Annotated in this window: 13 protein-coding genes; 11 read left to right on the top strand and 2 right to left on the bottom strand. The window is 49.8% G+C overall.

Annotation, left to right across the window (positions count from 1 at the left end; translation table 11 throughout):
• Positions 1-229: 229 nt before the first annotated feature.
• From ACTJJJ_RS06755 to ACTJJJ_RS06725, 7 genes are all read left to right on the top strand, one after another.
• Complete coding sequence (locus ACTJJJ_RS06755) at positions 230-832, top strand: RNA polymerase sigma factor (RefSeq protein ID WP_188929379.1); 603 nt, start codon at positions 230-232, stop codon at positions 830-832.
• Between the two features lie 150 nt (positions 833-982).
• The gene (locus ACTJJJ_RS06750; RefSeq protein ID WP_426294340.1) at positions 983-2023 is read left to right on the top strand and encodes a FecR family protein; all 1041 of its coding nucleotides are present in this window, start codon (positions 983-985) and stop codon (positions 2021-2023) included.
• Positions 2024-2212: 189 nt separating this feature from the next.
• Positions 2213-5542, top strand: a complete 3330-nt coding sequence (locus tag ACTJJJ_RS06745; protein WP_426294341.1) for a TonB-dependent receptor — start codon at positions 2213-2215, stop codon at positions 5540-5542.
• Positions 5543-5577: 35 nt separating this feature from the next.
• Positions 5578-7068: a RagB/SusD family nutrient uptake outer membrane protein gene (locus tag ACTJJJ_RS06740; protein WP_426294342.1), complete on the top strand. Its 1491-nt coding sequence runs from the start codon at positions 5578-5580 to the stop codon at positions 7066-7068.
• A 105-nt stretch (positions 7069-7173) separates the two neighbouring features.
• The gene (locus ACTJJJ_RS06735; RefSeq protein ID WP_426294343.1) at positions 7174-7326 is read left to right on the top strand and encodes a hypothetical protein; all 153 of its coding nucleotides are present in this window, start codon (positions 7174-7176) and stop codon (positions 7324-7326) included.
• Positions 7327-7426: 100 nt separating this feature from the next.
• On the top strand, positions 7427-8119 hold the full coding sequence (locus ACTJJJ_RS06730; protein WP_426294344.1) for a hypothetical protein: 693 nt from the start codon (positions 7427-7429) through the stop codon (positions 8117-8119).
• 34 nt (positions 8120-8153) lie between these two features.
• Positions 8154-8744, top strand: coding sequence for a DUF4136 domain-containing protein (locus tag ACTJJJ_RS06725; protein WP_188929391.1), 591 nt, complete (start codon positions 8154-8156; stop codon positions 8742-8744).
• 89 nt (positions 8745-8833) lie between these two features.
• Here the strand turns inward: ACTJJJ_RS06725 and ACTJJJ_RS06720 are convergent, their stop codons facing one another.
• On the bottom strand, positions 8834-9979 hold the full coding sequence (locus ACTJJJ_RS06720) for a dipeptidase (RefSeq protein ID WP_426294345.1): 1146 nt from the start codon (positions 9977-9979) through the stop codon (positions 8834-8836).
• 234 nt (positions 9980-10213) lie between these two features.
• Complete coding sequence (locus ACTJJJ_RS06715; protein WP_426294346.1) at positions 10214-11557, bottom strand: hypothetical protein; 1344 nt, start codon at positions 11555-11557, stop codon at positions 10214-10216.
• A 225-nt stretch (positions 11558-11782) separates the two neighbouring features.
• Here ACTJJJ_RS06715 and ACTJJJ_RS06710 point away from each other — a divergent pair, with 225 nt between their 5' ends.
• The 4 genes from ACTJJJ_RS06710 (at position 11783) to nuoB (ending at position 13640) form a co-directional block, all read left to right on the top strand.
• Positions 11783-11929, top strand: coding sequence for a hypothetical protein (locus ACTJJJ_RS06710; protein WP_426294347.1), 147 nt, complete (start codon positions 11783-11785; stop codon positions 11927-11929).
• Between the two features lie 115 nt (positions 11930-12044).
• The gene (locus tag ACTJJJ_RS06705) at positions 12045-12476 is read left to right on the top strand and encodes a CBS domain-containing protein (protein ID WP_188929399.1); all 432 of its coding nucleotides are present in this window, start codon (positions 12045-12047) and stop codon (positions 12474-12476) included.
• A gap of 95 nt (positions 12477-12571) precedes the next feature.
• Complete coding sequence (locus ACTJJJ_RS06700) at positions 12572-13021, top strand: NADH-quinone oxidoreductase subunit A (protein ID WP_188929401.1); 450 nt, start codon at positions 12572-12574, stop codon at positions 13019-13021.
• A complete protein-coding gene (gene nuoB / locus ACTJJJ_RS06695; protein WP_188929403.1) occupies positions 13002-13640 on the top strand; it encodes an NADH-quinone oxidoreductase subunit NuoB in 639 nt (212 codons plus the stop codon). Before ACTJJJ_RS06700 ends, nuoB begins: the two co-directional genes overlap by 20 nt.

The following is a 13640-nucleotide window of genomic DNA, read 5'->3' as shown; positions in this document are numbered from 1 at the left end:
AACGCTTACATAAGCTACTTGCCTGGGTGCTGCGGCAAATTCACCAAATTTCACTGAGATTTGGGCAAAATTGTATTAGTCTTCTAAAATAAATATTATTCCTTTGTATTGTTTAATATCAGGCTGATGTGCCGAATCCGGTTTTTGAAGAAACCTCGCGCTCGGACATTTTCATAGGATTAAATTGCATGCAGTAAACCCGGTTCGCGATTAAAATTTGGCATGAGCTATGTCAGTGACCTCTTTGATAAGTGATGATGAATTGGTGAGAAACCTCGCAATGGGAGAGGATTGGGCATTTTCGGAGATCTACCGCAGATACTGGAAGAAGATGTTCCGGCAAGCTTTTTCAAAAACCGGATCCGACGATGCCGCCAAGGAGATCGTTCAGGATATATTTCTGGATTTGTGGCAGCGCAAGGGAAGTGCGCAAATTCTGGAATTGGAGCGGTATCTTTTTAAAGCCGTCAAGTTTCAGGTACTGGACTTCTATGATAAACAGATCGTCGGTAAACGGCACCGTGAAGCGCTCTGGGCGAAATTCGGGGAGGAAGTGACCGACTCGGTCGAAGATCAGCTGGCCTTTGAAGAGCTCAATGGAAGAATCTTGGAATGCATTAATGGTTTTTCGGAAAAAACGCGCGAGATTTTTACACTCAACCGCCTGGAAGGCCGGACGGTAATAGAAATAGCCCGGCTGCTGAATTTGCCGGAAAGGACCGTCGAATACCACATCACCGTTGGCCTGCGCCATCTACGCGGGCATCTTAAAGAATATATCATCGTCTTTTTTGCGCTTGCCACTTCTCTGATGATCAGGAAAGGCTTGTGAACCTAAATCCCGTCATTGGATAAAAGGAAGATTTTTTACGACTTTCTTTAATATTAATATAAACTTTCAAATATATTTTTACACCATTTGCGGTGCGCAGGGCTTTTCCCTACTGGGTATATGACAGTCGGATATTAAGCCTTGCCTGCAATGAAAAAGAAGCACAGGAAGTTTTTACATCTTTTACGAAAATACCAGAAAGAGCAAACCACTCCCGAGCAAACCAGGATGATGGATATCTGGTATGACTCCATCGATTACGATCAGAAGCAGAGCGCGCTGGATGCGGATCCGGGCATTGAGCACGAAATTTGGGACCGGATCGGGCAAAAACGTCTGGACCAGCCGGAGGCCGGAAGGCGTCGCCTGCTTTGGCGGCCGGCCTACCTGTTCAGGGGTGTTGCCGCGGCGGTAATTTTGCTGCTCGCTACATTTTTGATTTATAACAATCGTTCTGCCGACAAACCTGTGATCGCAGGGATTGCCGCCGAGGCTATCGCGCATTTAAATACAGTTACCAACGACCGCGATACATCCCTGACCATCGCCCTTTCGGACGGAAGCAAATGCCGGTTGGCGGCCGGTTCCTCACTTTTTTATCCATCTGCTTTCGAAGACACCAGCAGGGTCGTGTATCTGAAAGGTGAGGGGTATTTTGAAGTGGAAAAAGATGCCGGAAGGCCATTCCTGGTGTATTCCGACAATATCGTAACGCGGGTGGTAGGTACGAGTTTTACGGTCAAAAAGCTCAAAGGAACAAGCAATATCGAAGTGGCGGTATATTCAGGGAAAGTCATTGTTGAGAAAACGAAGAAGCAAGTGGGGGAGGCCTCCGGCAAGTCGGTGCTGCTGACCCCGAACAAAAAAGTGACGTATCTGTCTCATGATGATAGTCTTGTGCCAGGCTTGATGGACGAACCGGCCCTGCTGCCCGATTACAGCAATGTGGATCTCACCGAAACATTCACGTTCAGGGAAGTGGCGGTTTCGGATATACTTGCATTGTTTGAAAAGGCTTACGGCGTAACATTCGTCGTAAGCTCGCCGGAAGTAAAAAATTGTATCGTCACGGCCGATATGTCGCAGGACGCTGGTCTGACTTCGAAACTCGAAATCCTATGCGCGGCAATTAACGCAGATTTCGAGGTCAGGGACAACCATATTGTAATCTCGGGCCCGGGATGCCGATGATAGCTGAAATAAGTTCAACCTAAATCACAAATATGAGATAATAACTATCAGACCCACCACCATCAAAAAGGCCGGAAAATGTTGGAGCATTTACCGGCCGTAAGTCCAGCTGTGCTCTTGAGCGATTGACAGTCAAGCAAGAGTCTGGTCTTTTTGTCAAACCTTCTTAAGTTTTAACGGTACAAAAAAATGAAAAAAGTATCTGGAATCATAGATCCTTTGTGGACTATTATGAAATTAACCGCCTTACAGCTCTTCCTGGCATTTCTGGCCGCGGCCGCGAGTTTCGCCCGCGAAGGCCGGGCGCAGGAGCTTTTGTATAAAAAAGTAAGTATTCAGGCTGAGCACAAGCCGATTAAGGAAATATTGACGACGCTCGAAGCAAAGGCAAACGTGAAGTTCGTATATAGCTTACAGTTACTTCCCGTCAACCGGCGCATTTCGATCGACGTCGAGAACAAGACGCTTGCCGAGACGCTGGACAAGATGTTTTCTCCCGACAACATTACGTATCAGACCATCAACAAGAAAATTGTGCTCAAACTTCTGCCGGCCGGCTCTTCGCTGGTCACCGATCCCCCCGGCGAGGATGCCTTTTCGGGCACCGGGCAAGTGGATGAAAAGCTGATCACGGGCAAGGTACTGGACGATAAAAATGCGGCATTGCCTGGCGTTAATATTGCCATTAAGGGAACCACGACGGGCACGATAACCGATGCCGACGGAAAATTTTCGCTGAAAGTGGCCGACGAAAATGCCGTGCTGGTGTTTTCATATGTTGGCTATGTGAGTAAACAGGTCCAGCTACAACCCGGCCAGACAACGCTGGATGTTTTGCTGATCACCGATGAAAAGGCACTTTCCGAGGTTGTCGTGATTGGGTACGGTACTGCCAAAAAGAAGGACGTGACGGGCGCGGTTTCTACCATTTCGGCGCAGGCCTACAAGGACCAGCCCGTGGTTAATGCTTCGGCAGCCCTGCAGGGGAGAGTGCCGGGTGTTACCGTAGTAAACAATTCAGGGGCACCGGGCGGCGGGGTGAAAATCCGGGTAAGGGGTGCCAACTCGATCAATGCGAGCAATGATCCGCTGTATGTTGTGGACGGTGTAGCGCTCAGCAGCATCGGTATCCAGGAGTTGAATGTGAACGACATTGAATCGATGGATATCCTAAAAGATGCTTCTGCGACAGCCGTTTATGGGTCAAGAGGCGCGAATGGCGTGATCATCATTACCACAAAAAGCGGCAAGTCGGGCCCGCCAAAAATAGAGTACAATGGCTTTGCCAGCTTCAACAGGCCGATGAAATTATACAAGCTTATGGACGCAACCACCTATGCCAATGTGGCCAACGTGGTAGTTCCGGGCAGTTTTCCGGACCCCAATTCATATGCCGGCAAATCGACCGACTGGCAAGGGCTGATTTTCGATAATTCGGTAACACAGAGCCATCAACTGTCGGCCACCGGCGGTAGCGAAAGCACTAAGTACTATGTTTCAGGATTTTACATTGATCAACAGGGTTTGCTGATCAACAGCGGCCAGAAAAGGTTTGGTTTGCGTACCAATTTGAATTTCAAAATCAGCAGAAAGCTGAGCTTTGGCGTAAACCTGTACGCGGGCAGAATCAATTCATTGAACAATAACGATATAGGTTCCAAAGGAAACCCGGTTACATCCGCACTGACCTGGGCTCCCACTGAGCAGGTGTACGACAGCCCCGGAGTTTACAATCGCTTAGGGGTGTCACCCATCTGGGCAAACCCCTACATGACCATTAAAGAAAGACTGGGACAGAACTTTGCCAACGTGGGCGTATTTAATGGCATGCTGAAATATAATATCACCGACTGGCTTACGCTGAACATCAATGCCGGCCTTGATATGCGGACGTCGAGGGGCGCTTACCTGAACAATCAATGGGTGGGCTCCTCGATGGGTTCGGGGCAGAACTACGGAGAAAGCTATACGTTCCAGAACAACAATGTGCTTAACTTCCACAAGACATTTGGTAAGCACGACATCACGGCAACCGCGCTGATGGAATCCACTTCCAATACAAACAACGGGTTCGGTGCATCCGGTTCAGGGCTGGCCTCCACTTCCAACGGCTATAACAACCTTGGATTGAATGCCGCCCAGTCTATTTCCTCTTCTTATTTAAACTGGGCTTTGCTGTCCTATATGGGAAGGGTTGCGTACGATTATAACGACAAGTACCTGGTAACGGCCACTATCCGACGCGACGGCTCCTCCAAATTCCAGGGAAGTAATAAATGGAGCAATTTCCCGTCGTTCAGTGTCGGATGGAAGCTAAACAATGAACAGTTCATACAAAACCTGAACCTGTTCTCGCATCTTAAACTAAGGGCTGGATGGGGAGTAACCGGAAATCAGGCCATAGCCCCATATAGCACGCTCGGTTTGTTGAATCCCGCCATTTACTCTTATGGTACCGGCACTGTTTACCAGGGTTATACTTTGGGGAACCCGGCCAACCCGAACGTGAAATGGGAGACATCCGCGCAAACCAACGTCGGTTTGGAAATGGGCTTCTTCGGCGACAGGTTGAATATCACTGCCGAGTACTACAATAAAAACACAAAGGATCTACTGCTGTTCAGCCGGGTGCCCGTGTACGACGGGGGCGGGAGCTTTTTACAAAATATTGGAAAGGTAAGAAACAAAGGTTTCGAACTGTCGGTAGAGGGCACACCAATATCGGGAAACGGCTTGACCTGGAATACCTCGGTAAACCTGTCGGTTAACAGAAACAAGGTGATCAGTATGGGGCAGGACAGCATGGTTGTCCGTAATGTCATCGGAGGCGGGTTGATCAGTAATAACATACAGGTAACCAAAGTGGGCCAGCCCTTGGGCGCTTTCTACCTGATTCCCTGGGCAGGCGTTCATCAGCAGGCCGACGGAGCCCTTGGTGCCCAGCCCGGAGACTATAAATATGTGGATGTAAGCGGAAACAACTCCATCGGGTTCGAGGACCGGGTTATTTCAGGCAGCGCGACCCCGACCTTGCAATGGGGCTTCAACAACAGTTTTAAGTATAAAGGATTTGAACTGAATGTTTTCGTACAGGGATCGCATGGGAATAAGATTTTCAATGCCACCTATGCGGGCACAGCTGTTCCGACAAGCGATGTCAAGTTTATTACCCTGGCCGACGCCGCCAACTACTGGACGCCTTCCAACCCGAGTTCCGAATGGGCAAACCCCGGCAGCAAAAATAAAGCCTGGGTAGAATCGACCCAGTTTTTGCAGAATGGAGGCTATGTGCGCCTGAAAAACGTGAGCATTTCGTATCAGCTTCCAGCCACTTTGCTGAAGGGTGTTTCGGCGAAGGTATACGCCAGCATTCAGAACTTCTATACGCTGACCAAGTATAAAGGCTACGATCCTGAGGCTACTTCTACCGAGTCGAACAGCGATGCCGACGCAGGTATTGACTTGGGAGCCTATCCTTCGCCGAAGACATTCACGGTAGGATTGCGTCTTGGCTTTTAATTGAGAAATCACCTTAAGATCGAAAATATTCTGAGATGAAAAAGATACTTATTTCAATAGGCGTTATTGTTTCGCTGATTGCAACGTCGTGCAGCGACGACTTTCTGGCGGAAGATCCGAAAGGCAGTATTACTCCTGCCACTTTCTATAAAACCGGCAGCGACCTGAAAATGGCTTCCGCAGCCCTTGCCTTGCAGTTCAACGGAGCATTCAATCAAATGGCGGGCAACTACTATGGTGCCGATGATATTACTTCCAAAAGAGCCGGCAATAAAATTGACTTTTCGGATTTTGATACTTTCCGTGCGAATTCCTCGAATGGCAGGCTGACAAACTGGTGGCAGTACTTTTACGCTACGATTAAATCGGCCAATTCCATTATCCAGAATTACGAAAAAGCCAGCGAAGCTACCGACGCAGAAAAGAACAACACGGGAGGGCATGCCTACTTTATGAGGGCCATGGCCTATTTCTACCTGACCAGGAGCTGGGGGGAAGTGCCGATGCCAACCGAACCAACGATTGACAACGACAGGCCCAACGCCAAAGTACAGGACATCTATAACCTCGTTGTGGCCGATTTGTTGAAGGCCGAATCCATGCTGCCCGATCAATGGGACGGTGAAAGAAAGCAAAACGGCGTCAACATATTGCCCACAAGAGGCTCTGCAAAGGCACTTCTGGCCAATGTTTACCTGACTATGGCAGGTTGGCCCCTCAAACAAAACGACAAGTACGCACTCGCAGCGGCTAAGGCCAAAGAAGTGATCGACGGGAGTGCAACGTGGGGGTATAAACTGATGGCAAACTATGCCGATATATGGAAGATCGGTAACAAGTATAATGAAGAAGCTGTGTTTGCCTGCTATTTTAATAACGATATCCCTCAGTGGAGTTGGGAAAACGGGAATATGATCGGCCCCTTGCCTTTGGCCCCCGACTATGAAGAGGGTGGATGGGAAGATGGTTTCGGAGAAATCAGCTTTTACAACCGCTTCCCGGCAGGCCCCAGGAAGGATGCGACCTATCAGAAGGATTATTTCCTCAAAAACGATCCGAAGAAAGTGCTTACCTGGCAGCAAACTCTGCAAAAACACCCTTATTTCCTCAAATATCGCGACGACAACAGCTACAACTGGGCAACGCACAGCACGAACGACTGGTGGGGAAGCGCTACCACTTTTATTATCCGCTACCCCGAAGTATTGCTCACCTACGCAGAGGCGAAAGCGATGTCTTCGTCTGCCGACGCGACCGCGTATGACGCGATCAACCAGGTACGAAAGAGAGCGGGGCTTCCCGACCTGCAAAAAGGGTTGGGCGCAACCGCCTTCCGTGATAGCGTTGTGGCCGAAAGAGGATGGGAATTTGCAGTCGAAGCGGGTATTCGCTGGTTTGACCTGATGCGTACCGAAACTTTGGGTAAGGCCAATGCATTACGCGACCCCGCCGAAGTGCCGCTGGTAAATAAGCCGGATGATGTGAGTCATGCTTATTACTGGAATCCGCTTCCCATTACCAAATAGTGCTTATCTGAGCAGTATTTTAAAACACGCCGGACGCATTGCCGGACAAGGGTTTAGCATCGCTTCAAGGGCTGGCAAGTAATTTTGGCCAGCCCTTGAAGCATTTTGACAAACTACATCAGGATCGCATTCAAGAACCTTCCCGACCAAAAAGTATCGGGCTTTATCCATATCGGCGGACTGGCCGTGGGGACGAGTCCGGGCCAGTCCGCTGAACGACAGCCCTGCCCGCTTCAACGATACTTTGCCTCTTTCTAACGATCATTTATTGTCCCTCGTGAAGGCAGCTTCTACTTTCGTTTGACTTTGATTTCAGGAGAAATCGAAGCTTAGACGAAACTTAACCAAAGCTGAAATCATGAAAACAGGCATCATCTTTTCTACAACCCTAGCGGCCCTGGGTATTGGCATCCTGCAAACCGGATGCGAAAGCAAGAAAAAGGCCGAAGCACAATACCACGCAGATTCTCTCCAAAGCGATAAGATTGCCTACGACACCGTTTACAAATCGGAAGAGATCGCCGAGCCGGTCCTGGCCGCATCGGAGAAGCATTTTAACACCGCCGTAAAGTACCTGGACGAGAAGGACTATCCAAAAGCCTCCGCCGAAATCAGTGAAGGTATTTCGGCCATTCGAAAGGAGGGAGCCCAGGACAAGGGAGCGCTGAAAGCCGAGTTCACCCAATCTGTCAATCATTTGCAGCAACTACAAAAGCAGGCAGAAAAGGGCAAGCTTACTTCGGCAGACCTCAAAAAAGGCTTCTGGCCCGCCGAGATGATGGTTACTCATTACAAGATAGAAGAATGGGAAAGCATCCCCGAATTTGAAGTCAAATCCAACGACCATCTCAGGGCTGTGCTGGATGGCCTTGAAAGGAAAACGGCTGATACCGAGGCCTCTGCTAAACAAGAAGGCAAGCAGTTGATCGACGAAACCCGGACGCTGCTCAAAAAAACGGAACGCGGCGCCGATGCCGACGCGAAAAAAGCCCAGGCAGATTTAAAACAGCAGACCGCAAAGCTGAAAGCTTACATCCGGAAAAACATTTGACCATTAACATCATCCATATAAAGCCTCTAATCCCATGAAAACAAGCATCAATGCGCTCATGTTTGCCGCCCTACTTTCACTGGCAGGCTGCGCTTCGGTTAAGGTAGATCAGGTCGATTCGGCGCACCTGGCTGCCTATAAGAAATACGCCTGGGTAAAACCGGATGTAAAAACTTCGCAACTACCGTCTCTGTCCGGTTCCATTACCGAGGAGAACATCCGGACTGCGGTAAAAACTGAGTTTGCCAGGAAAGGGATCATCGAAGACGATCAAAACCCGGATCTGCTTTTGATGTATCACATTTATACTTCTGAGAAAACAGAGAATGTTCCCAATGCGCCAGTGTATCCCTACTACGGTTTTGGGTTTGGTCCGCGCGCCTACTACTTCCACGGACAGCTGATCCCAATAGCCTACTCGGGTTACTATAACCCCTGGAACACGGGTTATCACCAGGAACATTATACTGACGGAACGCTGATCATCGACGTAATTGATGCCAAAAACAACGAGCTGCTTTGGCGCGGATCCATGGAGAATCCCGTTAATGATGCCGCGGGCCTCAGCAAACAGTTTTCGAAAGAAGCAAGGGAAATCCTTGGGAAATACCCTGATGCGAAGTAAAAACTTCACTATTGAATGATGTAAACCCGGCAGGCTTGTCGGGTTTACATCATTCCGCTACCGACTGCAATGAGCTATATTGCAGGGTATTATTTCCCCTCCGTTACCTGCCTGATCACCCGCAGCCAGTTCAAGCCAAGGATCTTTTTGATTCGCTGGTCGGTGTAACCCAGCTTTTGTAATGCAATTGTTATCTGCGGGTAATCGCTGATGTCTTTGATCTCGCGCGGCAGTTCAGGGCCACCGTCCAGATCGGAACCCAGGGCAATGTGATCCTCCCCAACCAGTCTTACTCCATAGTCGATCACTTTCGCCAGTTGGTCAACGTGCATCCAATATTCGTCGGGGATGGTGCCATTGTAGGTAAATGGCAGCTCGCGTGCAAATTCCTTGTCCACCTCTTCGATCGTCTGCGTGGTAACCTGGGAGGCAAGAATCCGCGGTGTTTTCGGCTGGGGATCGGGTTGTACCCTGATCGGATTGTTAGCCTTTTGCCACGCCCAGTATTTCGGGTTGTTGAAGAGGCTGCCGAAATGAACCCCGATCACGCCCCCTTTTGCGGCAATAGCTTTTGCGGCTTCGTCGGAAATGCAGCGGGGATGGTCTACTATTTTGTAGAACCCGCCGTGACTGTAAATGACCGGGTGGCGGCTCGCTGCCACCGACTGGATTATGGCGTCATTCGATGCATGCGCGACATTGATCACCATCCCGAGATCGTTCATTTCTTTGACCACCGCCTTTCCGTGATCGTTAATGCCGCCCCAGGTATAGACGTCGTTGCAGGCATCAATAAATGCGTTGGTGGTGCTGTGCGCGGTCAGCTGCATGGAGCGCAGGCCAAGCTTGTAAAGGGCACGCAGCAGGTCAAGGTCGCCATGAAGGTCATATCCTCCTTCCAGGTCGAGGAAAGCCGCCATTTTGCCTTTTTTGTTGATTCGTTCAATGTCGGAAGCCGTGAGCGCCAGCTCGATCATCGCATGGTTCTTTTTGATCTGATCCAATGCAAGGTTCACCACACGGAAAGTGTTTTTGGTCTCGAACCTTCCGGGATAATAGTTTTCCGGCGTATAAACCGAAAAGAACATCGCATCCAGCCCGCCTTCCTTCGCCCTGGGCAGATCGACGGTCCCATCCGGATAGCGCTGGCCGATATCGGTTTTTAACACCAATTCACGGCTCATCACATGCGTATGCCCATCCATGACGAATGCGTTGCGGTGTAGGTCGGGCATGGGTTTTGGCGAAGCCAAGGGCATATTACTCCCTGCAAATGGAGCGGATAACATTGATTTTATTGGAAAAACACTTCCGGTTGCCGGCAGCAGTGCCAGGCTTTTAATAGCGTCTCTGCGTTTCATCGATCAATTAGTTCACTGATTTATTTATCGACCGGCGATCCAGTCGGCGACCCATTCATTTATCGCCCGGCGACCCGGTCAATCATCGCCCGGCGACCCGGTCCAAATTCATTCCGCAAACCCCCTCATGTAAGGCACATTCGGCGGCCGCTCTCCCTTGTTAAATTGCGCGCCCCGCGTGGATCGGTAAGTCATGTTCATGAAAGGCGTTTCAATCCGGCGTCCGACAGGGGAGTAGACCCCGTTCTGCCAGTTGGATTCCATATTGAATGCCGTAATCCCTGTCGATAAAAGCAGTCGCTCCGCATTGAATGGTTCTTTTTTGGTCACCATCGTCTCGACGATCCAGTGTGGCTGGGAGTTGGAGGCGTGGTATTGGGAAAAAGGTCCCGGCCATTCGAGCATCGAAATGATCGTCGGCTCTTTACGCGCTTCAATCTCTGCGGCGTAAGTCCAGCCGACATCCCTGGCATTGTATATGGCTGCTTTCGTGCCGTCGTTGTATTCGACGATGCAGACATTAGCTCTTTCGATCTCCTGAAAATGTCCGGGTTTGAGATTCAAACTCGCGCGAACAGATTCAAGGAGCTTTGCCGCCCATGGATTTTTTTCGGTCCATTTCCAGGTTTCCGGTCCGCGAATGCACTGTACCGATTTTACGCCCGTCTCGCCACCTTTCCGACGTTCTACAAAGGCCTGCAACACATCAACGCAATGGAAAAATGCGCCCTCGTCCGGCGCGCCGCCCAGCATGACCGACGCTTTGATGGGCGTATCGATATCAATTTCAATTTCGGGCTTTCGGTAATGTACAGGGATAGAAGATCCGCCGGTCAAAGGAAAGTTTAGCTCGCGGGACTTGTCGAACATCCATTTGGCTTCATCCCAGCTGTAAGAAAGGTGCTTGTCGTTAAAGACTGGTACCGATCGCTTACTTTGCTCGAAAACCCTGATCACCTTTTCGTACATCCACCAGCGTGGCAGCATCCATTGTCCTTTGAGGTTGGTAGGATAGTCGCCGTGTTCGCCGACGATTACCACGCCATCCACCGCAAGTTCCTTCCCACCTAATGTAACTGCTTCACCGACGGTTTTGAAGATCGGAATGTTTTTGGATTTGCAAACTTTCTGGCCCAGCAAGCTTGTCTCCAACTGATGGATGTAGACTGAAACGATGTCGATCCGGGAAGGCGTGTGAGCCCCCTGCCACCAGTAGCCGTCCATCAGCTTGGCGATGATCCAGTCGGCGTGCGATCTGGTGGCACCCCAGTACGTGACGAGGCAGGCGATACGAGGCCTTTGCTGGGCCTCCCTGGGTGTAGCTCCGGCGGAAATGCCGCTTAAGGCCGTCAAACCGGCCATACCGGCTAATCCGAGCATTTCACGCCTGCTCAGGAGTAGAGGCGAGGCTTCCGCCCTGAGCGCAGGTTCGGTTGGTTTCTTGATCATCATATTAAAGTTGCGGTGTTTAGGAAATATCTTAAAGAGCCGAAAAACCGCTCCCAATACCCTAAAAGCGCAAAAAAATAGAGTGCTGGCCGATGGTGCTCCCGCTATTAGGGGCGTAGTTCGATACAACCCAACCAAGCGGGGCAGTCTGTTTGATCAGGACGACGGCGGTGATGCATTTGCAAAAAAAGTTCGCAGGAGACAACTGGCGGCAATCCGCTGGCGGTTTTGTACACCAAAGAGCTGAAAGGTGTGAAGGATAAAGTCATCGCGGCCGGAGGAACCATAACCGTCGATATTTTCTCCTTCCCCGGCGGCAGAAGATTTCATTTTTCCGATCCGGACGGCAATGTGCTGGCAGTCCGGGGTGAATAGGGTCATTCAAGAAAAAATATAAAAAAAAGCTTGAATATTAGCTTTTCATTGAATTGGTAAATATATTTATGTTAACCAAAATTTATAGCTGATCTGCTAAGACAATGAGCTAATTATGGGGAAAGTCAGAAATATTCTAGAAACAAAGAAAACAGGACCAGTGTCTATTCGGCCGGACAACACTGTTTTCGAAGCTTTGGAACTGATGGCTGAAAAAAACATCGGCGCGTTGCTGGTAATGGAGCGGCAGCAAGTCGTTGGAATCTTCACAGAAAGGGATTATGCACGGAAAGTTATCCTGAGAGGTAAGGCCTCTAAAGATTTATTGGTGGGGGAAATCATGACAAGTAACCCCCTGACGGTATCCTCGGATACATCTATTGAAGACTGCATGGCTTGCATGACCGACAAATTTATCAGGCATCTTCCTGTTATCGACGACGAAAGGCTCACGGGCATCATTTCCATTGGAGACGTGGTAAAGTACATCATCGAAGATCAGGAGTACATTATAGGTAACCTGAAACATTACATCACGGGCATTTAAGCATTTTCTTCATTTCCATCATCTTACCATTTTTTCACGCCAATCTGAGAGAATACAGTTCCGTTACTGTTCCCGTTTTCTAAATTGGATTGCTTATGGATCGTTTAAATGCGTCTGGCACGCCAGGATGGCCGTTTTGGCTATATACTTTACTGGTTTTTGCTTTATTGACACTGATTATTTCGCTTTCTTACTTTCTCGGTCAACGTCACCGCACAGCGGCGTCCGAACAGCCCTACGAATCGGGAATACTCGAAACGGGCTCGGCAAGGCTGCGGTTTTCTGCGCAGTTCTATCTGATCGCGATGATGTTTGTCATTTTTGATATCGAGGTGGTATTTATCGTGCTGTGGGCTCTGGCATTCCGTGAACTCGGGTGGCCAGGGTACCTCGGCATTTGTGTTTTTATAGGGTTGCTGTTTGCCGTGCTGATCTACGAATGGAGTATCGGCGCGTTGAACTTCGGACCCGACGGAAAGAAGATCCTCAAAGCTTACCGTAAACTGCCCAAAGGGCAAGCATACCATGAACTGGTGGCTAAGTAAACCATCCGATCCCACGGCAGCAACGCAGGGAACAGGATCATTCGAAGAAGCTGTGGGGCAGAGCGTGATGCTCACGACCGTTCAGGATCTGCTTGCGTGGGGACGACGGAACTCGATGTGGCCGTTCCATTTCGGCCTCTCTTGCTGTTTTGTAGAAATGGCGACCAGCATCACGAGCAAATATGATGTGGCAAGATTTGGCGCCGAAGTAATCCGCGGAACGCCCCGCGAAGCCGATGTGATGGTGATCGCAGGGACTGTTTTCGTGAAAATGGCACCGATCATCAAAAGGCTTCACGAGCAGATGATGGAGCCCAAATGGGTCATTTCAATGGGCTCGTGCTCCAATTCCGGGGGAATGTACGATATCTACAGTGTTGTTCAGGGGGTAGATAAATTTCTTCCCGTGGATGTATATGTACCGGGCTGCCCGCCGCGGCCGGACGCGTTTATGCAAGGGCTCATGCTGCTATCCGAATCGGTAGGGAAGGAGCAGAGACCGTTGAGCTGGGCAATTGGCCCCCAGGGTGTTATCAGGCCGGAAAAGCCTGTAATGCGGGTGGAGAAGCGAGAGGAGAGAAAGAAGATCGTTGATTTTCGTACGCCTGACACTGTTTGA

Source organism: Dyadobacter sp. 22481 (assembly GCF_052044875.1).
Lineage (GTDB): Bacteria > Bacteroidota > Bacteroidia > Cytophagales > Spirosomataceae > Dyadobacter > Dyadobacter endophyticus.
This window is presented reverse-complemented; position numbering and strand designations above follow the sequence as displayed.